Raw genomic sequence first — 25,495 nt, 5'->3', positions numbered from 1 at the left:
CTCGGGCGGCGATTCGTCAGCTCTGCCACCTTCTGGATCATCTGGAAAGTCTGGTCATCGACTCGCACACTGAGTCTGTGCGAGGTCCCGCCTTCTTTTGAGAGAGACGGTCGGCCGACCCGTCGAGGAGTGAGCTTGCTGACGTCGTATCCTGCCTCCGCTTCGGCCGTGAGATCGGCCTCTACCTGGGGGGTAAGGGTGACCCCGTTCTTGGTCTGCCGTCTGGCGGCCCGGGTGACCTTGCGCGCGTCTCGGGGTGTCGGAGAATCGGTCTCGGGTTTGGTTGCCTGCTTACCCCGAACTGCTTGGCCCTGCACCGTTGTTCTCTCGGGCTTGGTGCGGGTCGCGCTGCTCTTTGTCGCCTTCGTAGTCATACGCGCCATGGCTTCGCCTCCCTGTAAGGCCGGTTGTACTGGGGTCGCATGCTCATGGAGTGGATCACTCTTAGTGTGCCGTCCAGCAGTTCGACGGCGATAACTTCCAGGGCCACGCCGTCCTCGTCGTCACCGAGGAACAACAGGCGTTCGGGGCGGTCTGGGGGTTCAGCGGCCAAGGTGCAGTGCTGACCGCAGTGCTCGATCACGTACTGTGATCGAGATCGAGCACTGCCATGCTTTGGTCGCAGCCCGTGCCCACGAGTACTTGTGCCTAGCCACGGCCCCATTTTGTCTGACGAAACTCCTCCTGGCTAGCCTGACACGTTCGCGGCAGGTCGGCAAGGATTCTGCGAGGTAGATCCCACCAGAGCACACAGCGGCCCTCAAGCTCTGGGCCGACACGGAGGGTCTGTGCGTTCGTTAGGTGCGAGGCTCCCCGGGCGACCTGATGATCTGTTGCTGCATGTCATGGACGTCGCTGATCCCGCTCGCTCAGACGTACGCAGCCGCCGCCCGTGCCCCCTACGTGCCCCGTAGCGCCGGGAAGCCACGGGGAACGCCGGTCAACCACGGGCACCGTGACCAGGAGCGCGGCCCGTTGACCTCGGCCCGGACCGGCACCCCAGCGAGTTGCGAAGCTTCAGTCCGAGCGCGGACCAGACGCCGGATCCGAGTCCGGTGTCCGGACCGCCGACAGTGACGAGGTCAGCGACGCCATCGCTGTCTAGTGCGTTGTCCATGAACGTTTGCCGGGTCTGAGTGGGTCAGGCGGCCTTGAGCCGGGGCCGTCCCCAGCGGTGTTGTCGTTCGCTGCGGACGCGGGCTCGTTCGCGGCGTTGGGCGGCGAGGACGTCGGGGTGGCGGGCGTTGGCGTTGCGCCAGCGCAGGTATTGCTGCAGCTTGCGGGTCAGGACGGTGTGGTTGGGGTGGTTCGAGTTCGCCATGGTGAACGTGCGCAGCGGTCCGAACTGCGCCTCGATCGGGTTGGCCCAGGACGCGCTGGTCGGCGTGAGACACAGCTCGACCTTGTTCCGGGCCGCCCAGGCCCGGATCGTCGGGGTCTTGTTCGCCGACAGGTTGTCCAGGATGACGTAGATCGGTGCGCCGTCCGGCCGCGTCCTGCGGATCGATTTCAGCGCGGACAGGGTGTGATCGGCGCCTTTGCGTCGCCGGTTCACACCCCAGAGCTGGTCGTCGCCGAGGCTGTAACAGCCGTGGAAGTAGCGGATGCCGTGCGTGCGGTGGTAGGTCGCCGGCAGCCGGTCCGGATGCGACCGCCGTGCCCAGCCGCGGCCGTGGTGCGGGCGGATCGACAGCGGCCCGAACTGGTCGAAGGCGAAACACCGGTTCGGGAACCTGGTGGTCACTTCCTCGATCCGGTCGAGTTTGGCATCGAAGTCCGGGTCCTTGGATTCCTTCCAGGTGCGGGTCCGCTGCCAGCTGACCTCGTTACGGCGCAGGATCTGCCGCAGCCGTTCCCTGCCTACGTTCACGGTCCGGGCAGCGTCGGTGGCGAGGTAGTCGGCGAGTTTGCGCAGGCTCCAGCAGGTGAAGGGCCGCCCGAGCGTGCTCGGGCGGGCCTTGGCCGTCGCGACGATGAACGCGATGTCGTCGTCACTGATCAGGCGGGGACGGCCTCCCGCCCACTGAGGGTCCAGTGCGCGAAGACCGATCTCGTTGAACGCGTGGATCACGTCACGGACGGTGTCCTCGTGCCCGGCGATCAGGTTCGCGATCGCCGGCACCGGTGTCCCGGACGCCGACGCCATGATGATCAGCGCCCGGCGCACCCGGACCGAATCATGCTTACCCCGGCGGACCAGTTGTTGCAGCTTGCGGCCCTCTTCCTGCGTCAGCCGCCGTGCCCTGACCGGCTCAGCCAAGCCGTCACCTCACTCTCAACAGCCAATATCACCGCCGTTGAGAGTGAGGCTTCGAAGACGACTACCGACGGACATGTCCCGGTGTGTCGCCGATCCGGTGAACGTTCATGGACAACGCACTAGGTCCTTGTCGACCGGGCCGACGGTGATGTGGGAGGAGCGGTCGTGGCAGTGGCCTGGGCGGGCAGGGCCGGGGCGAGCGTGGTCAGCGCGAGCGCTCCTGGCGCGGTCCAGACGAGCATGCGACGGGAGTTGAAGGAAGCGTTCATGGATCTTCTCGTGCCGTGAGTCTCCGGTCGGAGACGACTGAATGGCGGCCGTCGCCGCCTCGATCAGTCCGTGCGTGTGGGCAGGCTAACGGGCCGGCAGTACCCAGAACTCGTTGCCGTCGGGGTCGGCGAGCGCCACGGAGCCAGATTCGCCGCGGCCGGTGTCGATGCGTGTCGCTCCGAGGGAGACCAGCCGCTCAACCTCTGCCTGCTGATCGCCGCCCGCAGTCGGGGCGAGGTCGAAAAGCACTCGATCCCCGTCGGTCTTCGGCATCAGCGGTGGACCACCCCAGGCGATCTTCGGGCCGCCCTTCGGCGACTGGATCGCCGTCTCCTGTTCCTGGTCCCAGACCAGCGGCCACTCCAGCGCCCTGCTCCAGAAGTATCCGACCTCCCGCGTACCGTCGCAGGAGAGTGCTCCGACAAACCCGCACCCGGCCAGGAACGAGTTTCCCGGCTCGATGACGCAGAATTCGTTGCCCTCGGGGTCGGCGAGCACCACGTGACCCTCCTCCGGGCGTTGCCCAACGTCGATGTTTCGTGCGCCGAGTTCCAGCGCCCTGGACACCGTCCGCTGCTGGTCCTCCAGGGAGGCACTTGTCAGCTCGAAGTGCGCACGGTTCTGGCCGACCTTCGGCTCGTCGGTCGGCACGAAGCGGATCCGGAACCCGGTATCGTCGTCGGGCTGCAACGTGGCGCCGTCGGACTGCTCCCGGCCCAGCAGTCCGGACCAGAACCGTGCGAGTCGCAGCGGTTGGCGCGCGACGAGGCAGACCGCGAAGAGGTGAGAAGTCACCCTTGTGTTCTACGACTGCGCCGGCGTCATCCGCACCCGAGTTTTGACGGCTGGGCCTGACCCGGGATGCACGACGGGTCGAGTCGACATGACGGGGCGAGTCGACCCGTGCACCGTAATGAAGCCGCTTCATACTGGTCATGCGCGGGACGGGGGCGGTGGCGGTGGCTGGGACAGAGCTCGACAGGGCGGTTGCGCGGATCCAACGCAGCGGCGGCTACCGCAGCCTGGTCTGGGCGTACCGCTGTCTCGCTGTTGGGCTCTTCTTCGGTCTGTTGGTCCTTGCATCGGCGCTTGTTCGCCTCCTGCCGCTGACTGTTGCGTTGCTCGCTGTCGCGGCCGTGGCCACGGCCGGGGGTGTGGCGCTCGGCTGGACAGGCATGATCAGGATGCGGATCGACCGGTTGACGCCGCGTGGCGGGACCGATCGACATCGGGCCTTGACGCGAGGGCTGTGGCGGGACGTGGTCGGGCCCCTGTCCCGCATGGGCGCAGGTGGTCGCCGACAGCAGCGGTGACTGCGACGGCAGAGAAGGCCGGCGTCCCGTCTCTGCCGTCAGGCGGGACGTGCTCCCCGCACGAACTGCTCGACCGCCGTGTCCACGAGGCCGTCGAGCAGCTCCGGTTTGACCATGTCGCCGTTCACCAGCGTGGCGATGCCCTGCATCGTGGCGAACAGCACGACCCCCACCCGTTCGGGGTCTCCCTCGACGAGTTCCCCGGCCGCCTGCCCCTGCTTGATCAGGTCGTACATCAGGTCGAACGCCGGGTCGGCCGCCACCACCAGCCGGTCGGCGCCCGGCCGGTGTTTGCTGGTGAACATCAGTTCGAGCAGCGCCGCGTCTTCGGTGGCGAATCGGATGTACGCCGCCACGGTGGCCCGCAGGCGCGGCAGGAAATCGTCCCCCGCCTCGGTGCACGCCGCGCGCAGCCGCGTGTACAGCCGCTCGAAGCCCGCCTCGGCCAGGGCATCGAGCAGGGCCTGGCGGTCCGGGAAGTGGCGTCGCGGTGCCGCGTGGCTGACGCCGATCTCCCGGGCCAGTTCGCGCAGGGAGAGCTGCTCCTCGCCGTGCGCGCGCAGACTGCGTTCGGCGGCGGCGAGCAGGGCCGACCGGAGTTGTCCGTGGTGGTAGGGCCGCTGGGTCGCTTCGGGCACGAACCGGATCCTACCGGAACGCTGTTGTCGTTGCCGACATTGTAGTCGTCGACTACATTGTTATCTATGCCTACATTCTCTGCGGCGGACATACCCGCCATGACCGGCCGAACCGTCGTCGTCACCGGCGCGAACAGCGGCATCGGCCGGGCCGCCGCTCGCGCCCTCGCCGTGCGGGGAGCACGCGTCGTGCTGGCGGTGCGGGACCTCGACAAGGGCCGCGAGGCCGCCGCGACGATGGCCGGGGATACCGAGGTACGCCAGCTCGACCTCGCCGACCTCGCCTCGGTCCGCGCGTTCGCGGACGGCCTGGACGAGCCCGTCGACGTGCTCGTCAACAACGCCGGCCTGATGATCCCGCCACTGGGCCGCACCGCCGACGGTTTCGAGCTGCAGTTCGGCACCAATCATCTGGGACACTTCGCATTGACCAATCTGCTCCTGCCACGGATCAGGCGGCGGGTGGTGACCGTCTCCTCCGGCTCCCACGCGATGGGCTCGATCGACTTCGACGATCTCAACTGGGAGCGCCGGCCATACCGGGCGACGGCGGCGTACGGGCAGTCGAAGCTCGCCAACCTGCTGTTCACCGCCGAACTGCAACGCCGGCTCACCGAGGTCGGCTCGCCCATCCGCGCCACCGCCGCGCATCCCGGCCTGGCGTCCACCAACCTCCTGCGTCTGCCCGGCAGGCGGCCCCGGATCGAGGCTATCCAGCGGAGGATCGTGCACCTGCTCGCCCAGAGCGACGACGACGGCGCGCTGCCGACCCTCTACGCGGCGGTGGCGGACATCCCGGGCAACAGCTACGCCGGCCCGCGCGGCCTCCTGCAGATGCGCGGCACACCCAAGCTCGTCGGCCGTTCGGCGAGCGCTCGCGACGGCGACCTCGCGCGCCGCTTGTGGACGGTTTCCGAGCGGCTCACCGGTGTCACCTTCCCGCTGGCCGGCAGCGTCAGGTGACTCCCGCCTGGTGGCCGCAATACGGCGATCGATAGAGATAACGCGACAACCGACCATATCGTTGCAATGACTGTCGGTGCCAGGGGTGATACTGAGCGCCATGCCTGGCGCGGTGCCCGCACGTGATCGGCCACCGTGACCACCAGACTGGGCTTGGTGATCCCCGGGAGGTACGTCGATGGCCGAGAGCATGCCCACGACCATGCGGGAGACTGGCAACCCCGGCGGTGCGGGTCCCGGTGGTCGTACCGGAGAAGTGGAGCCGGACCGTCCCGAGGAGTCGGTCCTGCCGGAGCTGCGGGCGATGTGGTGGGAAACCGGGGTACGGGCCCGGGCCGAGGCCGGTCTCTTCGCCGTCTTCGTCGAGCTGCCCCGACTGGTCTGGGCCGCGTTCCGGCTCAGCTGGCGCGCCGACCGGGCTCGTACCTCGGTGGTGGCGGCGATGACGGTGGGCGCGGGGGTGATGTCGGCGTTCGGGCTTCTCGCGACGCAACGGGTGCTGGTGGAGCTCTTCGCCGGCGGTCCCACCGCGGACAAGGTGGTCGCGGCGCTGCCGGCCCTGACGGTGCTGGCCGCGGTGACGGCGCTGCGGGCCGGGATGGCCAGCGCCATGGGGTACGCGCAGAACGGGCTGACGCCGAAGGTGGACCGGGAGGTGGAGCGGGGCCTCTTCGAGGTGACCACGGCGGTCCGGCTGGAGGCGTTCGACGCCGACGCGTTCGCCGACGACATGGAACGGGCCTCCCGGGGAGCGGAGGCCACGGCCGGGCTGGTGCAGTCGTCGATGAACCTGCTCGCCGGCCTGACCGGGCTACTGGCGGTGGCGGTCGCCGTCGTCGTGATCCACCCGTTGCTGCTGCTCGCGCTGTTGGTGGCGACCGTGCCGAACGCCTGGGCTTCGCTCCGCGCCGGCCACCTGCGCTACCGGACCTACGCGGCCGGTTCGGTGCGGCGACGGCGGTTGTGGCTGCTGCACCGGTTGATGGCCGAACGGGACTCCGCCCCCGAGCTGCGCTCCTACGGGCTGCGCCGGTTCCTGTTGGACCAGTACGACCGGGTGATGGGGGTGGAGACCGACATCCAGCTCGCCCTGGCCCGGCGGGTCACCACGACCACCACCGTCGGGGCCATGATCGGCGGCGGGGCCACCGCCGTGGTCTACGTACTGCTCGGGCTGCTGCTGATCAACGGACAGATTCCGCTCGCCGCCGCCGCGACCTGCGTCGTCGCGGTCCAGTCCGCCCAGCGTTCCCTCGCCGTCGCCACCTTCCAGGTCGACCGGGTCTACACGGAGGGGCAGCACTTCCGGGACTACACCGGATTCATGACGCGCGCCGCTGCCTACCTGCCCGACGAGACCGGCGGCCCGGCCACCTCCGTCCCCGCCTCCGTCCCCGCCTCCGTCCCCGCCTCCGTCCCCGCCTCCGCCTCCGTCCCCGCCCCCGAGCGGTTGCGTGAGATCAGGGTCGAGGAGGTCAGCCTCTGCTACCCCGACCGGGACGATCCGGCCGTCGACCGGGTGAGCCTGACGATCCGCGCCGGTCAGACGGTGGCGTTCGTCGGCGAGAACGGCTCCGGCAAGTCGACGCTCGCCGCGATGATCGCCACTCTGCGTACGCCCAGCGAGGGGAGGATTTGCTGGAACGACCGCCCGCTGGAGGAGTGGGATGTCGACGGCCTGCGGGCACGCATCGCGGTCGTCACGCAGGAGTACCACAAGTGGCCGTTCACGGCCGCGACCAACATTGCCATCGGCGACATCGGGGGCGAACCACGGAAGGACCGGATCGAGGCCGCCGCCGCCCGTGCGGCGGCTCACGACATGATCCGGGAGCTGCCGTACGGGTACGAAACGCTGCTGGACCGCACCTTCGCCAACGGCCAGGACCTCTCCGGCGGGCAGTGGCAGCGGATCACCGCCGCCCGTGGCCTCCTCCGCGACGCGGAGCTGCTGATCATGGACGAGCCCTCCTCCGCGCTCGACCCGCGCGCCGAGGACGCCCTTTTCCAGGCCATCCGGGACCGGCAGGGCCGGGCCACCACGATCCTGATCACCCACCGGCTCGCCAACGTCCGGCACGCCGACCGGATCTACGTACTGCACCACGGTCGTCTCGTGGAGGCGGGCAGCCACGACGACCTCGTGGCCACCGGCGGTCGCTACGCCGAGCTCTTCACCCTGCAGGCCGCCGGCTACCACAGCACGCCGACCCTGTCCACGCCGCTGTCGCGGCCGGCGATCTCCGCCTGACCCTGAGACGACTGCCCACCCGACCGTCGGGCTGACGGTGAGGTCGCCCGCACCATCGCGGCCGAGATCGCCAATGCCGCCGTCACCGCCCACACCGAGCAGGTGTAGCGCCGCCCGCTATCGCACCCAGGTCCTGCTCGTGTGTGGAGACTCGCGGGTGGAAACGAGACGCGGCCGCACCCGACGAGAACGGCTTGCCAGCAGACGGAGTTCATCTCGTCGGCAGACGGAGTTCATCCTTGATCCGTATCGATGGAACCCGCTAGGGTGGCGGCCATGATCGTCCAACGGGGTGAGTGGTCGCAACGTCCTCTATCGATACCATGGCGACAGTCATGACCTCTCTGTGTGACCAGCAGGATGGTCAGGGAAGACCGGCATTCGACGATCCGAGAGCCGTTGCCCCATCGCCTCATGCTGAAGGCGGCAGGAACGTCCCGAAGCTTGGCGTCGGGACCCGGGTGACGTCCGTCGAGCTCGAAGGCCCGTCGCGGCCCTTGCAGGGAATGTTCCTCGACAAACTCCGCGTGGCGTCGAGCACTCGACGCTATGCCGACGTGCCCAGCCTGCAAGAGGTTGCCGCCGAGCCGGAAGCGATCGAACTCGAGGCCGCCTGCGTCTACTTCGATGTACGCAAGTCGTCGGTCATCGCGAATGTTGTCGGTCGGCAAGCTGCGGCGCGACTGCTTGGCGCGCTCGTCCAGGGCGCAGCGCTTATCGCTGAGCAATACGGCGGCAGGGTGTGCGACATGCACGGCGACGCAGCGCTCATCATCCTTGCCGGCGACCGCCGCGCCGACCGGGCTGTGCAGGTGGCGATAAGGATCAGGCGTTATCTTGTGGACTCGCTGCGCCCGACGCTCTCCCAGTTATTGCGGCGGACGAACCGGCCCCGGTCCGAGGAACTGGTGTTCGACGCTGGCATCGGGGTGGACATCGGCCGCATGTACGTGCTCCGCGTCGAAACGGCTGGAATGACCGGCGCGATCTGGCAGGGACGCTGCACGAACACCGCGGCGAAGTTGGCGAACGACACCGGGTCGCCCTGCACGGTGATCATCACGAAGGAAGTCTTCGACGCGCTCAGTCCCGAGCTCCGGGTGAACGAGCGTGCAGAACTGCTCTGGACCACCGAGGCGGAACTGCGTGTCGCGGGCGCCGCCCGCCGGGTGTGTTCCCTGGTGGACCTCGGGCCAGCGGGTCCTGACGGATGTCGACCGTTGTGATCGTCCACGCCACCGAGAGGACCGGAATGCCACACCCTGCATTCGATGATGCGGTCAGGCGGTCACTGCATACCGCGGTGGAGCCGAGCAACTACCGGCTGGATTGTTTCGTCACCAACGAACTCGCGTACAACGACGTGCTGACCCGATGCTGGCCGACCGGCACTACGGGCGGCTACGTCGGCGTGGGGCCATGTCAGAACCTCACGTATGTCGGAGCCTTGCGTCCGAGGTGCGCGGTCATAGTTGACAGCCGGCTCGACAACGTGCTGTTACACCTCATCTTCAAGCTGATCATGGAGCGTGCCACCAACCCTGTGGAATACCTGGCGACGCTGCTCTCCCGGCAGATCGGTGCGCCATCCCCGGGCCAGGGGCCTGACTTCCTGATCTCGGCCGTCGAGGCGGGCCCCGCCTCCGCCGAGCTGTTCGATGCCAATCTCAAGTGGCTCACCACCGAGTTGAGTGGCCGTTGGCCACTGACCGAGATGCACCAGGCCCGAGTCGCAGCCCTGTACGAAGAGTTCTTCCGGCGGCAGCTCGACATTACCAACGTGGATGCACCCACCGCGGCGAACCTTGACGAGGCTCCGACCCTGCGGGAGGTCATCCGCGCGCGCACGTCCCGGGGTGTCAACCTGCACTTCTTGACCGACAGCGACCGGTATGACTACGTCCGGCAGATGCATTTGGACGGGCGGATCATCCCCATTCTCGGCAACGTGGGCACCGCCGAAACCGTCGACCGGGTCAACGAGCTGCTTCGCACGCACGATGAAGCGCTGGCCACCCTCTATGTTTCGAACGTCGAAGAACACGTGCTGGTGCGGTACCGCATTGAGAACGAACGACTCGTCGACCGGCCGAATCCGGAGGGTTTGCTGATCGACCCGTACGGGGCCGCGTACGACGAGATGCTGGCGCAGTGGGGGCGGCTGGATGCCGAACGGGACGCCCTGTTGATCCGGTTCTTCTTCCCCGGCACGTTCGGTGACCGCTCTTTCGGCGTCTTCCCGTACCTCCAGCCCGACGTGCGGAGACTCGGCAGCTTCCTGCGGGACTACCGGGAGCACCGCCCGAAGTCGGTCTTCGAGACGTACCTTTAGGAGAGGGATGGCTGACGAGGCCGCGCCCCGACTCCTGATCGTGGATCAGGGCGAGCAGTACGCCAAGGAGTACATCCTGCGCCGTCTCGCCGCGCTCGGATATCGCATGACGCTCCTGCAGTGGAACTCGGCGGTCTGGGCGGAGGAGCTTTTCGACCGTGTGATCGTCAGCCGCCTGACCAATTGGGGCTACCTTGCCGAGACGCTTCGGGCAGAACACGACCGCGCACCGTTCGCCGGGGCATTCTGCTACAACGAAGGGGCGCTACCGGCAGTCGATGCGATCACCCGGTTGCTGGGGTTGCCCCGGCTGTCGCGGTTCGATGCGGAGTCGTACCGGCACAAGGATCGGATGCGTGTGGCGTGGGAAGCGAACGGTCTTCCGGTTCCACGCTACCGCGTCCTGTATGGGCCGGCCGACGCGCGCATCGTGTGCACCTGGCAGTTTCCTGTGGTACTCAAGCCCGCCGCGATAATGGGCAGCCGGGGCGTGCTGCGGCTCGACAGCTACGCCGAGCTGCTGGAGGCGCTGCCCGGCGCGCTGAACACCGACATGGACATTCCGTTCGGGGGCGAGCTGTGGACGCTCACCGAGGCGTTCAACATCCCCGCCGTCGCCTTGGTCGAGGAGTACGTCAGCGGACCGGAGTACAGCGCTGAGGGCGTGGTGATTGACGGCCACTACCACCTGATCGGGGTGACCGAGAAGGTGCTCACCGCCGAGCCGTTCTTTGACGAGGTGGGTCACGTCTTTCCCGCCGCCGGCCTCGGCACGGACGGGATGGCCGAGATCCAGGAGTTGCTCCAGCGGGCCCACGATGCGCTGGGTATGTGCAACGGGCTCACGCACACGGAATTTCGGATCTCCACTCGGGGTCCGGTCCTGATCGAGTTGAACGCCCGCATCGCAGGAGACTTCATTCCCGCGATCCTCGACGAGGTCACCGGCTTGGACGTGGTGAGTCTCGCCGCCCGCGTCGCCTGCGGGGTGCGGATCCCTCCTGAGGACGGGCTCGACAACCGCTCGTGGAGCTCGGCGGCCGCGGTCACCTTTCTGCAGTGTCCTCCGGAGGCGTACGGCAGGCACCTGACAAAAGCCAGTCGGCCCGCGCTGCCGGAGGGTTGCGAGGAGGTCTCCTCCGCCTGGTACGTCGAGCCGGACGGGGTTCTTCCGTCACCATGGGCCGCCGGTACGGCGCGGATCGGCCACGTCGTCTTCCGCGCGCCCGACCCGCGGACCGCACGCGAGGTTCTCCACATCCTGCGGGCCGGAGTTGACCTGCTCTACGCGGAACGTGCGCCCTGACCTCCCCGGAGTGCGAAGCGATGTGTGCTGCGATCTACCCGGAGATCGACGAGGCCCCCGAAGCGCTGTGGCCGCACGGTCACAGCGCCTCGGTTCTCGAAGAGCGGGATTGGCTGGCGCTGCCTCGTTGGCCTGGCGACGGCGCCGGCTACCTCGCCACCGAACGCGCCCTGCTGCCGTTCCGGATGGTGACCCAGCCGTACGGCTGGCGCAATATGAACCTGGTCGATGTCTGCGCCGGTGTGTCGCTTGCGCTCCAGGCCGACCCGGCGCTTGTCGCCGCGGCGAGACAGGCGGCAGTGCCGCATCTCATCGTCGCCGCGCCCGGCTACCACACCGTACCGATCGGCGAACGCGCCCCCGCCGCGCTGCACCAACTGGTCTCCGAACTGGAGCGGGAGGCGGCGCGACGCGAGGCTCACCTGGGCTTCGCGCACGTGCCGCCCGACGGCGACGCGCTCCTCGCCGTTCTCCGGGAGCGCGGCTACCGTGACGGGGTTTCCTCCGCCAATGTCCGGCTCAGCCTGCCGGGCGTCTCCTTCGACGACTACCTCGCCGGCTTCGGCGCGCAGCGCCGTAATTGGATCAAGCGCGAACGCAAACGGTTCGCCGCAGCAGGAGGCCGGCTGGAGTCCCTGAGCGGGGAGGAGATAGCGCCCGCGTTGGAGGGCATCGCCTCGCTCGAGGCCGAGCTACAGAGCAGGCACGGCTTTTCGGCAGATCCGGCATACTTCGTCGCGGCGAACACCGCCTATCTCCAGCGTTTCGGGGATCGGATGCATGTGATCCAGGCCTATCTGGGTGATGAGGTCGTCGGGTCCTTGACCGTCTACTCGGGCCCAAGCGACCTCGTCATCAGGACGGTGGGCCTGCGGTACCGCCAAGACGTGCAACGATCCACGGCCTACTTCAACCTGACGTACTACGCGACCGTCGAGTTGGCTTACCGACTCGGCCTGTCCCGGATCGTGCTGGGGCCGGCAACCTGGGAGGCAAAGCTTCGGCGTGGTGGTCGGCTCGTCCCGCTACGTGCCGCACTGCCGCCGGGTGCGCCGCCCGCCCTTGCTGAACTGCTGCGGCGCACCGATGCGGAGTTGTCAGTCGCGATCGCAGGAGTGCCGCAATGACCGCGCGTGCCCTCCGTCGGGCCGGCCAAGCCATAGACACCCTGCTCGAGGCCGTTGCTGGAGTCCAGGCTCTTGACCCTCGCTCAAGCCGGCGTTGCCGGGTCAGCGGTTCCAGTCCTGCTTCGCGGCCCGGACCAGCTTGTCCTTGAGTTCCCGGGTGTGCCGGCGGCTGACCGGCAGCTCCGCCTCGTCGATCACCACCACGTAACCGGAGTTGGCGAGCCGCAGCTCGGCGATGAGCCGCAGCTGCACGAGGTACGACCGGTGGATGCGGACGAACCCGGCGTCCGCCCACCGTTCGGCGAGGGTGGCCAGCGGCACCCGGACCAGGTGTGAGCCGTCGGCGGTGTGCAGTCGGGCGTAGTCGCCCTGCGCCTCGACCCAGCGTACGGCCGAGCGGGGCAGCATCCGGGTGGTGCCGGCCAGCTCGACCGGGATCGTCGGGTCGGGTTCGGCCCTGGCCAGTGCTGCCGGATGGGTCGGCACCACCCGGGAGCCGACCACCCGGCGCAGCGACTCGGCGAGCCGCTCGGCCCGCACCGGTTTGCGCACGTAGTCGGTCGCGCCGAGGTCGAAGGCGTCCACCGCCCCGTCGTCGTACGCCGTGACGAAGACGATCGCCGGAGGCCGGGCGAACCGCCGCAGCACCCGGGCCAGTTCCATCCCGTCCAGTCCCGGCATCCGGATGTCGAGGAAGACCACGTCGACGTCGGCGTCCCGGAGCACCCGCAGCGCCTCGGTGGCGTCCCCGGCGGTGTGCAGTCGGGACACCCGTGGATCGGCCCGCAGGTGGTACGCGAGCTCGTCGAGCGCCGGAGGCTCGTCGTCGACGGCCAGGACCCGCAGGAAGCCGGTCACGGGTCAGCCCTCATGCGCTCGCCCGGACGTGTCGGTGGAACTTCGGTATCCGCATGCTCACCTTCGTACCCGATCCGAGGCCGGTCTCGACGACCAGGCCGAACTGGTCGCCGAAGACCGACCGGAGCCTCTCGTCCACGTTGGAGAGACCGACGTGCTGGCCAGAGTCCTCGACCGGGTCGGCGGCGACCTCGGCGATGCCGGCGACCAGCACTGCCGGATCCATCCCGACGCCGTCGTCCTCGACCGTTATGTAGCATTCTGCGCCCGCGTCCTGGGCCTCGATGCTGAGCATTCCCGGCCCCGGCTTGCGGGACAACCCGTGTCGGACGGCGTTCTCGACCAGCGGCTGGAGGCAGAGGAACGGCAGGCTGACCGGCAGCACCTCCGGGGCGATCTGAAGCTTCACCTGGAGCCGGTCGCCGAACCGGGCCCGCTCGATGGTCAGGTAGCGGTCGATCGACCGCAGCTCCTCGGCGAGGGTGGTGAACTCGCCGTGCGCCCGGAACGAGTAGCGGGTGAACTCGGCGAACTCCAGGATCAGCTCCCGGGCCCGCTCCGGGTCGGTCCGGACGAACGAGCCGATCGCCGTCAGGGCGTTGTAGATGAAGTGCGGGCTGATCTGGGCGCGCAGCGCGCGTACCTCGGCCCGGGCGAGCCGCTCCCGGGAGGAGTCGAGCTCGGCGAGGGCGAGCTGGGCGCCGGCCCAGTGCGCGGTCTCCAGGGCGGCCTGCACCAGACCGGGTGCCGGCTGGTCGTCGGCGATCGCCACCAGTGCTGCGGCCGCCCGGCCGTCCGGGCCGGTGAGCGGGGCGATCACCGCGCCCCGGACCGGGCAGTCGACCCGGTCGCAGCGCAACTCCGACTCGCCGAGCACGGTCGAGCGGCGGGCCTTGACGGCGCCGGCGGCGGCGACCAGGAACTGGTCGGCGTGGTGGCCGCCCCGGCCGTCGATGGCGAGCAGCCGCTCCTGGTCGGCCAGGGCCAGGCCGGCGGAGCCGACCAGGGTACGCAGGTGGCGTACCGCCTTGGCGGCGCTCGCCGGGGTGAGCCCGGCCCGCAGTGGCTCGGCGGCCAGCCCGGCGGTGTGCAGCACGTCGTAGGTGGCCCGCTGGGTGGCGGTGGCGATGCCCCGCCGGGCGCGCAGCCGGACGACGGCGAAGAGCGCGGCGCCCAGCGCACTGATCATCGCCACCACGGCGACCGCCGTGGAGAGGTTCGGCCACCCCACGCAGAGATCCTGCCGGTTTCCGGCCGGTTCGCCAAGCCACCGATCAGCCCGGATACGCCCCGGATGGCTCAGTATGCGCCCTTGCGGGCCAGCACCACCCCGACGGTGCGCCAGAGGATGCTCAGGTCGTAGGCCAGCGACCAGTTGTCGACGTAGTAGAGATCCAGCCGGACCGCCTCGTCCCAGGAGAGGTCGGAGCGGCCGGAGACCTGCCACAGTCCGGTGATGCCGGGCCGAACCAGCAGCCGGCGTCGCACGTCGCCGAGGAAGTCGCCGTCGTCGGCGGGGAGCGGGCGGGGACCGACCAGGGACATCTCGCCCCAGAGCACGTTGATCAGCTGGGGCAGCTCGTCGAGCGAGCTGGCCCGGAGGAACCGGCCGGCCGGGAAGACCCGGGGATCCTTTTTGATCTTGAACAGCATGCCGTCGGTCTCGTTCTGGTCGACCAGGCTCGCGAGCCGCTGCTCGGCGTCGACGTACATGGTCCGGAACTTCCAGACCCGGAACGTCCGGCCCTCGTGACCGACCCGGGGCTGCCGGAAGAAGACCGGCCCGGGGTCGGAGATCCGGATCGAGATCGCGACAGCCACGAAGAGCGGGACCAGCAGCAGCAGCCCCAGCCCGGCGGCGACCCGGTCGAGCAGGTTCTTGGCCAGCAGGGCCGGCCCGGAGAGCGTCGGCTCCTCGACGTGCAGCAGCGGCAGGCCCTCGATCGGCCGGATGTGCACCCGGGGACCGGCGATGTCCGTGAGCTGCGGTGCCACGATCAGGTCGACGCCGGAGCCCTCCAGTTGCCAGGCCAGCCGGCGCAGCTCGCCGGGCTCGGTGCTGGCCGAGCCGCAGACGGCGATGGTGTCGCCGCCGACCTCCCGGACCAGGGAGAGGATGTCCCGGCCGGCGTAGACCGGGATCGGGGTCTCGATGCCCCGGGCGGCGGCGTAACCGTCGGTGAGGTGGATCGCCACCGGGGTGAGGCCGGCCGCCGGCACCCGGCTGATCGCCGTGTAGACCTCCAGGGCCTCCGGCAGGGTGCCGACCAGCACGATCCGCTGCGCGGCCTGGCTGCCCCGGCGTCGCACCGTGTGCAGGACCAGCCGGGCGCTCGAGCGGGCGATCAGGATCATCAGCATCGCGCCGAGCAGCGCGGTGCCGACCGTGTATCGCGACAGGTCGGTCTTGGTGGCGAAGGCGAGGAAGGAGACGCTGGCCGCGACCGCGACCCCGGCCCGGGTGACCCGCTTGAACTCGTCGGTGCCGAGCCCCAGGTAGCGGCGGTCGTAGGCGCCGTTGCCCCAGAGCACGATCAGCCAGCCGAGCGGCAACAGCAGGTAGGCGACGGTGTGGAACCAGGTGGGGTCGGTGTCCGCGTCGGTGAAGCCGGCCGCCGCCTGGTCGAACCACCAGATGGCGAGCCAGCTCGCCAGCACCGCCGCACCGAAGTCCAGCAGCAGCAGGATCGCGATGTAGGGGCGGTGCCAGCGGGAGACCCGCCGGCGCGCCCGCGCCCACGCCGAACGGGGTACGCCGTTCGGCTGCGGCGCGGTCGGTGGCTGGATCTCGAAGCTGTCGACGTGACGCAGAGTACTCGGTCGGCCGTTGCCTACCGGGCGCTGGAGGCTTGTCGTCACCTCACCCACGTCCTCCCGCGTGACACGTGCCGCCCATCTGCCGTAAGGGCTCGGGTCGCCCACCGTCTCAGTCTCTCCCATGCAGGCCCTACGGGGACGCCGACCCGAGGGACAGTACGCCGCCCGCCCGCCGGCAGAAGCCGGGCCGCCCACAGCGGAGTCGCAGACCGGGTCACTATACCGACGGAAGAGGTTGGCGGTAGAGCCCGGTGGCGGCCGGTTTCTTGCCCACTGGGCGTTTTCGACCCGGTGTAGGAGCCGGGATCACCCAACGTACAAGCACGATCGCTCAACATCCAAACACGACCGCGCAAGAAGCGAAGCCGAGCGCGCAGGACGCGAAGCCGAGCGCGCAGGACGCGAAGCCGAGCGCGCAGGACGCGAAGCCGAGCGCGCAGGACGCGAAGCCGACCGTGCAGGACGCGAAGCCGACCGTGCCGGGTTGGGACGGGCCTCGGTACTCAGCGCACCAGCCGGGAGAGCCGGCGATCGGCGAGCGGCTTGCCGCCGGTCTGACATTTCGGACAGTACTGCAGGCTGGAGTCGGCGAACGACACCTCACGGATCGTGTCGCCACAGACCGGACAGGGCAGCCCGGTCCGGGCGTGCACGCGCAACCCGGCCCGCTTCTCGCCCTTCAGCTCCGCCGCCCGCTGGCCCAGCGACCGCTGCACGGCGTCCCCGAGCACCTGCCGGGTCGCCTCGTGCAGCGTCGCCACCTGCTCGTCGGTGAGCCGGTTGGTCAGCGCGAACGGCGACAGCTTCGCAGTGTGCAGGATCTCGTCGGAGTAGGCGTTGCCGACCCCGGCCAGCACCTCCTGGTCGGTCAGCACCCCCTTGACCTGGCCACGCCGGCCGCGCAGCCGTGCGCCGAAGGTCGTCAGGTCGGCGGCGAGTGCGTCCGGCCCGAGCCGGGCCACCCCCGGCACCTGCGCCGGATCGGTCACCAGGTACGCGGCGAGCTTCTTCTGCGTACCGGCCTCGGTCAGGTCGAAACCGGACCCGTCGTCGAGGCGTACCCGCAGGGCGATCGGGCCCTTGCCGGGCTTGAGCGGCGCGGCGGAGGGAAACGCCTCCCGGTAGTGCAGCCAGCCGGCCCGAGCCAGGTGCACCACCAGGTGCAGCTCCCCGGCGAACTCCACGTCGAGAAACTTGCCGTGTCGACGGGCGGCCACGACCTCCCGGCCGGCTGCCGCCGAGGGTGCCGGATCATACGTCTTCAGGGCGCTGATCGCCGCCACCTCGACCCGGTCGACCCGCCGGCCGACCGCCCGCTCGCGCAGGTAGCCGGCGAGCGCCTCCACCTCAGGTAACTCGGGCACGGAGTTAACGGTAGCGTTCAATCCCGCGGACGCGCCGGACGCGCCCGCCCGGAAGAGCGACCGGGATCGGAGGAGGAGACGGGCGTGCAGGTCATCGTCGCGCACAACCGCTACCGCGAGGCGCAGCCGTCCGGCGAGAACACCATCGTCGACCAGGAGATCGGCCAGCTCCGCGCGGCCGGGGTGACGGTGCACCCCTTCCTGCGCAGTTCCGACGAGATCGCCGACCTCTCCCCGACCGCCAAGGCGCTGCTGCCGATCTCACCGATCTACGCGCCCCGGGCCCAGCAGGAGCTGAGCCGGCTGATCACCGAGCACCGGCCGGACGTCCTGCACCTGCACAACCCGTACCCCCTGCTCTCGCCCTGGGTGGTCCGGACCGCGCACCGGCACGGGGTGCCGGTGGTGCAGACGGTGCACAACTACCGCCAGGTCTGCTCCTCCGGGCTCTACTTCCGGGACGGGCGGATCTGCCAGGACTGCCGGGGCCGGGCGCTCGGGGTGCCGGCGATCGTGCACCGCTGCTACCGGGGCTCCCGGGCACAGAGCGCGCTGATGGCGACGACGCTGGCCGTACACCGGCCGACCTGGCGCTCGGTGGACCGCTACATCGCGCTCACCTCCGGCATTGCCGCGCACCTGCGCGACTACGGCATCCCGGCGGAGCGGATCGTGGTCAAGCCGAACGCCATCCCGGATCCGGGTCCACCGCCACCGCTCGGCGAGGGCTTCCTCTTCTTCGGCCGGCTCTCCCCGGAGAAGGGGGTCGGGCTGCTCCTCGACGCCTGGCGCCGCCATCCGGTCGGCTCGCTCGGGCCGCTGCGGATCGCCGGGGACGGCGAGCTGCGCCCGCTGGCCGAGGAGGCCGCCGCGCACCGGGCCGACGTCGAGTTTCTCGGCCCGCTCGACCGGCCCGGGGTGGCGGCGGCGCTCCGCTCCACCGCCGTGGTGCTGGCCGTGCCGACCTGGCACGACGTGCTGCCAACGGTGGTGATCGAGGCGCTGGCCGCCGGCCGCCCGGTGCTGGGTACGGCGCTCGGCGGCATCCCGTACCTGGTCGGCGCCGACGACCCGGCCGGGCTGGCGGGCTGGCTCGTCGCGCCCGACCCCGCCGCCCTGGCCGCCGCCCTGCCGAGCGCCCGGGACACCGCGGCCACCGTCGCGCCGCTCGCCCGCGCCCGCTACGAGCGCACCTTCCACCCCGACGTCGTCACGAAGCAACTGCTCGACGTCTACGCCCAGCTCTGAGGTGTTGGGCGTGTTAGGCGGGGGCCCTTCTACAACAGAAAACGATAAGCGGGGGCCCTTCCTTACACCTCAGCGCAGCGAGGCGCGGGCGGAGAAGGCGATGCTGGCGAGCAGGAATCCGCCGTTGACGAGGGTGAACGCCGCGATCAGCCAGGTGGTCCACCCGGGGACGACGGTCAGCACCAGCCCGGCCAGGAAGATCACCGCGCCGTAGTCCCGGATCAGCTTGACCAGCCGGACCGGCAGCGAGGTCGAGGTGACCATGCTGGCCGCGTTCGGGCCGGCCGCCATCACCGAGGTGACCAGGTTGACCATCCAGGTGCCGGCGAACGCCGCGACCAGCCAGATCGGTGCCGAGGGCCGCTGCGCCACCGCCGTCGCCGAGAGCGCGGTGACCAACGCGATCTGGGCGGCCACGTCGCAGAGCACGTCCACCCGGGCGCCGGCTGGGCTGCCCTGGCCGGTGACCCGGGCGAGCTGCCCGTCCGCGCAGTCCAGGGCGTACGCGAGCTGCCATCCCAGCAGCGCGGCCAGCCCGACCGCCCAGGCCGGTACGTCCCCGGCGGCCACCGGCCCGGCCAGGGTCACCACGGTCACCGAGACCGCCAGCCCGAGCACCAGGTTGGCCATGGTCAGCGCCGTGGGTGGCAGTCCCGTGCGGTGCGCGGCCATGGCGAGGGCGGCGCCGAACCGCTGGCTGACCGCCTCACTGAAGAGGCCGCCGCCCCGGTTGACCCGGTAGAAGTCGGCGGTGCTGGGCGGGGACACCAAATCAACCGAGATGTTCATGGATTGCATTGCTGTAGTTTGCCAGCCGTTCACCAATCTCGGCAGGAGACAGGTCGAGGTCTTCGAGAATCGTGTACCGGTCCGGCCGGGTACGCGGGGCGTGGTGCACGGCGGCGACGAAGTCGTCGTCGCCGAGCCCCAGCTCGGCCGGGGTGGTGGCCAGGCCGTGCCGGTGCAGGCAGGAGGCGAGCTGGCCGAACCGCTCCAGGTCGCCCCGGAGGTAGGTGCAGAAGAGCGCGCCGAGCCCGACCTGCTCGCCGTGCGAGGCGGTGCCCGGGTGGAGCTCGTCGAGCGCGTGCGAGATCTCGTGGCAGCCGCCGCTGGCCGGCCGGCTGGAGCCGCTTACCGACATGGCGAGTCCACCGAGGATCAGCGCCTCGGCGAGCGCGGTGAGGAAGCCGTCGTCAGTGATCTTGCCAGGGTGGTTGACCAGCGCCTCCGCCCCGGTCCGGGCGAGCGTCACGGCGAGCCCGTCGATCGGCTCGGCGCGTACCCGGTGGGCCAGCTCCCAGTCCGCGACCGCGTTGAGGTTGCTCAGCGCGTCGCCGATCCCGGCCTGGGTCTGCCGGTCCGGACCGTTCTCCACGAAGTCCAGGTCGACCACGACGGCGATCGGGATCTGCACGCCGTAGGAGCCCTTGCCGCCGTCGTGGTCCAGGGAGGCGACCGGGGAGGCGATCCCGTCGTTGGCGAGGCTGGTCGCCACGCTCACCATCGGGATGGCGTACCGGGAGGCGGCGTACTTGGCGGTGTCGATCGTCCGGCCGCCGCCGATCCCGACCACCGCGTCGTAGGAGCGGCAGCGCAGCCGCTCACCCAGCTCCAGGGCGGCGTCGATGCTGCCGCCGGCGACGGTGAAGACGTCGGCGTTGCCGAGGCCGGGCCGGCAGAGCTCGGCGATCCGCTCGCCCTGCCCCGGACCGACCACCACCGCCACCTCGCCGCCGCCGGAGATGCGCCGGTCGGCCAGGAGCGCGCCGAGGTCCGCGATCGCGCCCCGACGCACGTCGATGGCGAGCGGGGTGTTGACGGTACGGGTCAGTAGTGGCATGCGATCTCCCGGGCTCGGATCAGGTCGTCGTGGTTGTCGACCTCCACCCAGGGCAGGTCACCGATCGGGGCCGCCCGCACCTCGCCGCCGCGATCCGCGAACTCCTGGTAGCCGTCCTCGTAGTAGAGGTGCGGGTCGCGCCGCCAGGTCGCCTCCAGCGCGTCGGCCAGCTCGCCCGCGACCCGGGGTTCGATGAGGGTGGCGCCGATGTACTCCCCGTACGCCCGCGCCGGGTCCAGCTGCTTGCTGATCCGGGTGAGCTGGCCGGAGTCGTCGAAGACCGTCTTCATCTCCTCGTCGGCGAGCTTCTTGACGGTGTCGACCGCGAGCAGGATCCCGGGACCGCGCCGGGCGAGCAGGGTGCGCTCCACGTCGACCGGGTGCACGGTGTCGCCGTTGACCAGCAGCGCTCCCTGGGCGAAGTGCTCCCGGGCCAGCCAGAGCGAGTACGCGTTGTTCCACTCCTCGGCCCGGTCGTTCGGCACCAGGCTGAGGGTCACGCCGTACCGGGCCTGGAGGGCGGACTGCCGCTCCCGTACCGCCCCGGCGGCGTAGCCGACCACCACTGTCACGTCGGTCAGCCCGACCTCGGCCAGGTTGCGCAGCGCGATGTCGAGGATCGTCGTCTCGCCGTCGACCGGAACGAGCGCCTTGGGCAGGGTGTCCGTGTACGGCCGCAGCCGGCGACCTGCCCCCGCGGCCAGTACCACACCGATCATCCCGGGTCCTTCCTCGCGACACGTCCAACGCAGGGAGGATAGCGCCGGGTGTCCGGTAGACGAATTCCCGGCGAACGGCGGACCAACCCCGGCCGACGTCGCCATTCGTGAAGGGGAGGAAAGCGCCCGTCAGCGGCGGTAACGGACCGGGAGCGCGTCGGCCTGGTGCGGGGCGAGCGGAGCCCGGGTCGTTCAGAGGCCGATCGGGACCGGGTCGTTCAGAGGCCGATCAGGTGCAGGGCGCGGAAGCCGTCCTCCGCGATCCGCCGGATCAGGCCGTCGTTGACGTCGCGGTGCTCGTCGAGGAGCGCCACCTCGTCCTCGGCGAGCCAGCGGAACTCGGTGTGCTTGCCCGGCTCCAGCCGGGGACGGGTCAGGTCGCCCTCGACCCGGACCAGGAAGTCCGTCTCGATCCGCTCGATCCCGTCGTCGGGGGTGTAGCGGTATTCGCCGACGGTGCCCAGCACCAGCGAGACGGTCCAGCCGGTCTCCTCGGTGACCTCGCGGAGAAGCGCCTCCTCGACGGTCTCCCCCGGCTCGACGTGACCTCCGACGATGTCCCAGGTGTCGGGAAAGAGCTTCCGGTGGGGCGACCGTCGCTGGATGAAGATTCGGCCCTCGTCGACGATCAGGGCTCCGGCGCAGCGTAGGGGCTCTGTGGACACGCGTCGAGACTAGCCACCCGGACTGCGGCCCACATCGCCGCTCGTACGTCGCTTGTACTCCGCGGGGGAAGCGTCCAGTCTGTCCCTGACCGGTCTCCTCGTCCCAAGGATGTGATGTGTGATGCTGGTACGTGAGGCGATGTCCGGCAGTGTCCTGATGGTCGGCCCCGACCACACGCTGCGCCAGGCCGCCGCGATGATGTCCGAGCGGGGCGTCGGCTCCGCCGTCGTCGTCGATCCCGATTCCGAGGGCGTCGGCATCATGACCGAGCGCGACGTCCTCAAGGCGGTCGGTGCCGGCCTCGACGTCGACGCGGAGCGGGCCGCCGCACACCTGACCTGGGACGTGGTCTACGCCGGGCCGGACTGGACGGTGCACGAGGCGGCCGAGGCGATGTCCCGGGGCGGCTTCCGGCACCTGGTGGTGATGGAGGACGGCGAGGTGGTCGGAATGATCTCGGTCCGGGACATCGTCCGCGTCTGGGTGGGCACCCCGGCGGCCGCCTCGATCTGACCGGCGTCGCCTCCTGATCTGACCGGCGTCGCCTCCTGATCTGACCGGCGGCCTCCGGCGCTCTCGGGGGTCCACGAGATCGGCACCAGCCGGGGGGAATCGCCCGGCGGTCGGTTTCGCCCGCCCAAGATACGGACATTGTCGTGCCTCCGCCCGGGACGCTGGCAGCGCCCGTACGCTGGGTAGTCATGACTGTCGAGCAGCTGATCTCCTTCGCCCGTGGGGCGCCGTCGCTGGACATCGTCGACATCGAAGGGCTGAAGGCCGCGGCCGGACGCGCCTTCGACGCCGACCCGGCCGGCGTCACCGGGTACGGGACGTCCGTCGGTTACCCGCCCCTGCGGACGTGGATCGCCGACAAACACGGGGTCGACGTCGACCAGGTCCTGGTCACCAACGGATCCCTCCAGGCCGACGCCTTCCTCTTCCAGCACCTCGTGCGCCCCGGCGACCCGGTCGTGGTGGAGCGGCCGACCTACGACCGCACCCTGCTGAACCTGCAACGCTCCGGCGGTGAGCTGCACCCGGTCACCATCCAGCCGGACGGTGTCGACACCGACGAGCTGGGCAAGCTGCTCGAGTCGGGGGTACGCCCGAAGCTGGCGCACATCATCCCCAACTTCCAGAACCCGGCCGGGGTGACCCTGTCGCTGGAGAAGCGGCAGGCCCTGCTCGACCTCGCCGCCGAGTACGACTTCACGATCTTCGAGGACGACCCGTACGCGGACGTCCGGTTCCGGGGCGAACCGCTGCCGTCGATGCTCTCCCTCGACCGGCGGGGCAGCGTGGTGCACGCCTCCAGCTTCACCAAGACGGTCTGCCCGGGAGTCCGGGTCGGCTACCTGGTCGGGCCGGCGCCGCTGATCGCCGACATCGCCAGGGAGGCGACGAACCTCTACATCTCGCCCGGGATGGTGGCCCAGGCCATCGTGCACCAGTTCTGCCTCAACGGTGACCTTGAGCGCTCCATCGCCACCGTCAGCAGCGCCCTCGGCGACCGGGCCGCCGCCCTGGCCACGGCGCTGCGCACGCACATCCCCGAGGCCCGGTTCACCGAGCCGAACGGCGGCTACTTCCTCTGGGTCGAGCTGCCGCAGAACGTGCACGTGGACCGGCTGGCACCGGCGGCGGCCGAGCGGGGCGTCACCGTGGTGAAGGGCAGCGACTTCCTGGTGGAGGGCGGTCAGCACGCGCTGCGGCTGGCGTACTCCGGGGTGACGGTCGACCAGATCGACGAGGGAGTGCGCCGGCTCGCCGACGCGATCCAGGCGGTGCGCCGGTAGGAGTGCCGGAGAAGCGCCTGGAGGGAACGGCGCTCTGGTAGCGGACGACCAGGAACGGCTGCGTGCACGGCAGGCGCGGCCGTTCCTTGGCAATATTCTGTCGGATATCTGACAATGATGGCTGACGGTCGATTCGGGGCTTCCTACGCGCCGGTAGCCGGCCCACAATGCTGCGAGCGTCATTCGCGGCTACGCCCCCGTCCCGCGTCCGGACGGCGGGCACGCATCAGGCTGCGGCTGGCGCGCCCGGAGCCATACCCCCGCCCCCCAGGGTGCCGGGTGGGCCGTCCGCACCTCACCCCCCGACGTGGACGGTCCACCCGGCGCCACCCTCTGCGGGCAGCTCCGGGGGCCTCCCACCGGTGACGGCACGACACCCTCCTCGCGGTCCCGGCGACCCCCTTGCGTTCCCGGCCACCCTCGTCTCGTTCCCGGCCACCCTCGTCTCGTTCCCGGCCAGCGGGCACTTCCGTCCGGCACCACACCGGACGTGACCTGCGACATGTCCGCAGGCGAGCGCCGGCGGCGTACGCTGCAACGCGCACCCGAACGCAGGCCGAAGGGGGGCGGTGGCGATGCCCGATCAAGTCGATTCCGATCGAGTGGTGGTCAGCGGGAACGGCCGCCCGAGACCCCGGGCGTGGGCGGCACCGGTGCGGGCGGCAGTGACCCGGATGCTGAACACCGAGGTCGGCCAGGAGCGGAGCCCGGAGAACTCCCGGCCGGAGGGCCAGGGCGTGGTCGACTGCGGGCTCTACGTCGACGGCGTCCGGCAGTCGGAGCAGGTGGGTTACGCCGAGGCGCTGGAGGCGGCGCGGAAGCAGCCCGGCGCCCTCGTCTGGCTGGGCGTGCACGAGCCCAGCGAGGCGGAGATGGCCGGCATCGCGGCGGCGTACGGACTGCACGAGCTGGCCGTCGAGGACGCCGTCAAGGCGGAGCAGCGGCCCAAGCTGGAGCGCTTCGGCGAGGTCGACTTCCTGGTGCTGCGTACCGTCCGGTATGTCCGGCACGGCGAGCTGACCGAGACCTCCGAGGTGATCGAGACCGGCCAGATGATGCTCTTTATCGGGCCGAACTTCGTGGTCACCGTCCGGCACGGGGACGCCTGCCGGCTGGCGCCGGTCCGGTCCGAGCTGGAGGCCCGGCAGGAAATCCTCCGCCAGGGTCCCTGGGCGGTGGCGTACGCCGTGATGGACCGGGTGGTCGACATCTACCTGGAGGTCACCGACCGGGTCGGCGACGACCTGGACGTGCTGGAGGCGGAGGTCTTCGCCCGGCAGGCGCACGGCCGGATCCAGCGGATCTACCAGATGAAGCGGGAACTGGTCGAGTTCAAGCGGGCGGTCGTCCCGCTGCAGCGCCCGATGATGACGTTGACAGCGCAGGTCAACCGGGAGGTTCCGAAAGAGATCCGGAAGTACTTCCGCGACGTGCAGGACCACCTGGCCCGCACGGTTGAGCAGGTCAACTCCTACGACGACCTGCTCAACTCCATCCTCCAGGCCCGGCTGGCCCAGGTCACCGTCGACCAGAACAACGACATGCGCAAGATCGCCGCCTGGGCCGCCATCGCTGCGGTCTGGACCGCGATCGCCGGGATCTACGGGATGAACTTCGACTTCATGCCGGAAACCGGATGGAAGTACGGCTATCCGGTCGTGCTCGCACTGATGCTGGTGATCTCACTCGGGCTCTACCGCTGGTTCCGGCGCAACCGCTGGCTCTGA

At 70.0% G+C, this 25,495-nt stretch carries 22 protein-coding genes; 11 read left to right on the top strand and 11 right to left on the bottom strand.

The window, feature by feature from the left end; translation table 11 throughout:
- Positions 1-1,141: 1,141 nt before the first annotated feature.
- Positions 1,142-2,260: an IS630 family transposase gene (locus tag ACN28C_RS04910; protein ID WP_422771730.1), complete on the bottom strand. Its 1,119-nt coding sequence runs from the start codon at positions 2,258-2,260 to the stop codon at positions 1,142-1,144.
- A 165-nt stretch (positions 2,261-2,425) separates the two neighbouring features.
- Here ACN28C_RS04910 and ACN28C_RS04905 point away from each other — a divergent pair, with 165 nt between their 5' ends.
- Positions 2,426-2,548: a hypothetical protein gene (locus tag ACN28C_RS04905; protein ID WP_422772386.1), complete on the top strand. Its 123-nt coding sequence runs from the start codon at positions 2,426-2,428 to the stop codon at positions 2,546-2,548.
- Between the two features lie 66 nt (positions 2,549-2,614).
- On the opposite strand, the gene ACN28C_RS04900 is transcribed toward ACN28C_RS04905, so the two are convergent.
- Both ACN28C_RS04900 and ACN28C_RS04895 read right to left on the bottom strand, forming a co-directional pair.
- A complete protein-coding gene (locus tag ACN28C_RS04900; protein ID WP_422772385.1) occupies positions 2,615-3,325 on the bottom strand; it encodes a VOC family protein in 711 nt (236 codons plus the stop codon).
- A 556-nt stretch (positions 3,326-3,881) separates the two neighbouring features.
- On the bottom strand, positions 3,882-4,481 hold the full coding sequence (locus ACN28C_RS04895; RefSeq protein WP_422772384.1) for a TetR/AcrR family transcriptional regulator: 600 nt from the start codon (positions 4,479-4,481) through the stop codon (positions 3,882-3,884).
- 99 nt (positions 4,482-4,580) lie between these two features.
- Here ACN28C_RS04895 and ACN28C_RS04890 point away from each other — a divergent pair, with 99 nt between their 5' ends.
- The 6 genes from ACN28C_RS04890 to ACN28C_RS04865 all read left to right on the top strand — a co-directional run bounded on the left by ACN28C_RS04890 (position 4,581) and on the right by ACN28C_RS04865 (position 12,460).
- Complete coding sequence (locus ACN28C_RS04890; RefSeq protein ID WP_422772383.1) at positions 4,581-5,444, top strand: oxidoreductase; 864 nt, start codon at positions 4,581-4,583, stop codon at positions 5,442-5,444.
- Positions 5,445-5,748: 304 nt separating this feature from the next.
- Positions 5,749-7,695, top strand: coding sequence for an ATP-binding cassette domain-containing protein (locus ACN28C_RS04885; protein WP_422774528.1), 1,947 nt, complete (start codon positions 5,749-5,751; stop codon positions 7,693-7,695).
- A gap of 461 nt (positions 7,696-8,156) precedes the next feature.
- Positions 8,157-8,921 (top strand): hypothetical protein, encoded by a 765-nt coding sequence (locus tag ACN28C_RS04880; RefSeq protein WP_422772382.1) that lies wholly within the window; start codon positions 8,157-8,159, stop codon positions 8,919-8,921.
- The gene (locus tag ACN28C_RS04875) at positions 8,906-10,027 is read left to right on the top strand and encodes a hypothetical protein (RefSeq protein WP_422772381.1); all 1,122 of its coding nucleotides are present in this window, start codon (positions 8,906-8,908) and stop codon (positions 10,025-10,027) included. The genes ACN28C_RS04880 and ACN28C_RS04875 overlap by 16 nt, the downstream gene beginning before the upstream one ends.
- 7 nt (positions 10,028-10,034) lie before the next feature.
- Complete coding sequence (locus tag ACN28C_RS04870; RefSeq protein WP_422772380.1) at positions 10,035-11,333, top strand: ATP-grasp domain-containing protein; 1,299 nt, start codon at positions 10,035-10,037, stop codon at positions 11,331-11,333.
- A 20-nt stretch (positions 11,334-11,353) separates the two neighbouring features.
- Positions 11,354-12,460, top strand: a complete 1,107-nt coding sequence (locus ACN28C_RS04865) for a GNAT family N-acetyltransferase (RefSeq protein ID WP_422772379.1) — start codon at positions 11,354-11,356, stop codon at positions 12,458-12,460.
- A 102-nt stretch (positions 12,461-12,562) separates the two neighbouring features.
- On the opposite strand, the gene ACN28C_RS04860 is transcribed toward ACN28C_RS04865, so the two are convergent.
- From ACN28C_RS04860 to ACN28C_RS04845, 4 genes are all read right to left on the bottom strand, one after another.
- A complete protein-coding gene (locus ACN28C_RS04860) occupies positions 12,563-13,318 on the bottom strand; it encodes a LytR/AlgR family response regulator transcription factor (RefSeq protein WP_421496359.1) in 756 nt (251 codons plus the stop codon).
- A gap of 10 nt (positions 13,319-13,328) precedes the next feature.
- Positions 13,329-14,507: a sensor histidine kinase gene (locus tag ACN28C_RS04855; protein WP_422774527.1), complete on the bottom strand. Its 1,179-nt coding sequence runs from the start codon at positions 14,505-14,507 to the stop codon at positions 13,329-13,331.
- A 110-nt stretch (positions 14,508-14,617) separates the two neighbouring features.
- The gene (locus ACN28C_RS04850) at positions 14,618-16,186 is read right to left on the bottom strand and encodes a sugar transferase (protein ID WP_422772378.1); all 1,569 of its coding nucleotides are present in this window, start codon (positions 16,184-16,186) and stop codon (positions 14,618-14,620) included.
- Positions 16,187-16,638: 452 nt separating this feature from the next.
- Positions 16,639-17,499, bottom strand: a complete 861-nt coding sequence (locus ACN28C_RS04845; RefSeq protein ID WP_422772377.1) for an Fpg/Nei family DNA glycosylase — start codon at positions 17,497-17,499, stop codon at positions 16,639-16,641.
- Positions 17,500-17,583: 84 nt separating this feature from the next.
- Between ACN28C_RS04845 and ACN28C_RS04840 the strand changes: the two genes are divergently transcribed.
- The gene (locus ACN28C_RS04840) at positions 17,584-18,747 is read left to right on the top strand and encodes a glycosyltransferase family 4 protein (protein WP_422772376.1); all 1,164 of its coding nucleotides are present in this window, start codon (positions 17,584-17,586) and stop codon (positions 18,745-18,747) included.
- Between the two features lie 69 nt (positions 18,748-18,816).
- Here the strand turns inward: ACN28C_RS04840 and ACN28C_RS04835 are convergent, their stop codons facing one another.
- The 4 genes from ACN28C_RS04835 to ACN28C_RS04820 form a co-directional block, all read right to left on the bottom strand.
- Positions 18,817-19,536 (bottom strand): CDP-alcohol phosphatidyltransferase family protein, encoded by a 720-nt coding sequence (locus ACN28C_RS04835; protein WP_422774526.1) that lies wholly within the window; start codon positions 19,534-19,536, stop codon positions 18,817-18,819.
- Entirely contained in the window at positions 19,520-20,587 is a 1,068-nt protein-coding gene (locus ACN28C_RS04830; RefSeq protein WP_422772375.1) for an iron-containing alcohol dehydrogenase family protein, read from the bottom strand. The genes ACN28C_RS04835 and ACN28C_RS04830 overlap by 17 nt, the downstream gene beginning before the upstream one ends.
- Positions 20,575-21,306 carry a sugar phosphate nucleotidyltransferase gene (locus ACN28C_RS04825; RefSeq protein ID WP_422772374.1) on the bottom strand — a complete coding sequence of 244 codons (732 nt, stop codon included), beginning with the start codon at positions 21,304-21,306 and terminating at the stop codon, positions 20,575-20,577. The genes ACN28C_RS04830 and ACN28C_RS04825 overlap by 13 nt, the downstream gene beginning before the upstream one ends.
- Before the next feature lie 218 nt (positions 21,307-21,524).
- A complete protein-coding gene (locus ACN28C_RS04820) occupies positions 21,525-21,971 on the bottom strand; it encodes an NUDIX hydrolase (RefSeq protein ID WP_422772373.1) in 447 nt (148 codons plus the stop codon).
- 121 nt (positions 21,972-22,092) lie between these two features.
- Between ACN28C_RS04820 and ACN28C_RS04815 the strand changes: the two genes are divergently transcribed.
- The 3 genes from ACN28C_RS04815 to corA all read left to right on the top strand — a co-directional run bounded on the left by ACN28C_RS04815 (position 22,093) and on the right by corA (position 25,495).
- Positions 22,093-22,485, top strand: a complete 393-nt coding sequence (locus tag ACN28C_RS04815) for a cyclic nucleotide-binding/CBS domain-containing protein (RefSeq protein ID WP_422772372.1) — start codon at positions 22,093-22,095, stop codon at positions 22,483-22,485.
- Between the two features lie 188 nt (positions 22,486-22,673).
- Positions 22,674-23,768, top strand: a complete 1,095-nt coding sequence (locus tag ACN28C_RS04810) for a PLP-dependent aminotransferase family protein (RefSeq protein WP_422772371.1) — start codon at positions 22,674-22,676, stop codon at positions 23,766-23,768.
- Between the two features lie 674 nt (positions 23,769-24,442).
- A complete protein-coding gene (corA, locus tag ACN28C_RS04805) occupies positions 24,443-25,495 on the top strand; it encodes a magnesium/cobalt transporter CorA (RefSeq protein ID WP_422772370.1) in 1,053 nt (350 codons plus the stop codon).

This window comes from Plantactinospora sp. WMMC1484 (assembly GCF_049315195.1).
In the GTDB taxonomy this organism is placed as follows: domain Bacteria; phylum Actinomycetota; class Actinomycetes; order Mycobacteriales; family Micromonosporaceae; genus Plantactinospora.
The sequence above is the reverse complement of the archived record's forward strand: the minus strand, read 5'-3'. Positions and strand labels throughout refer to the sequence as shown.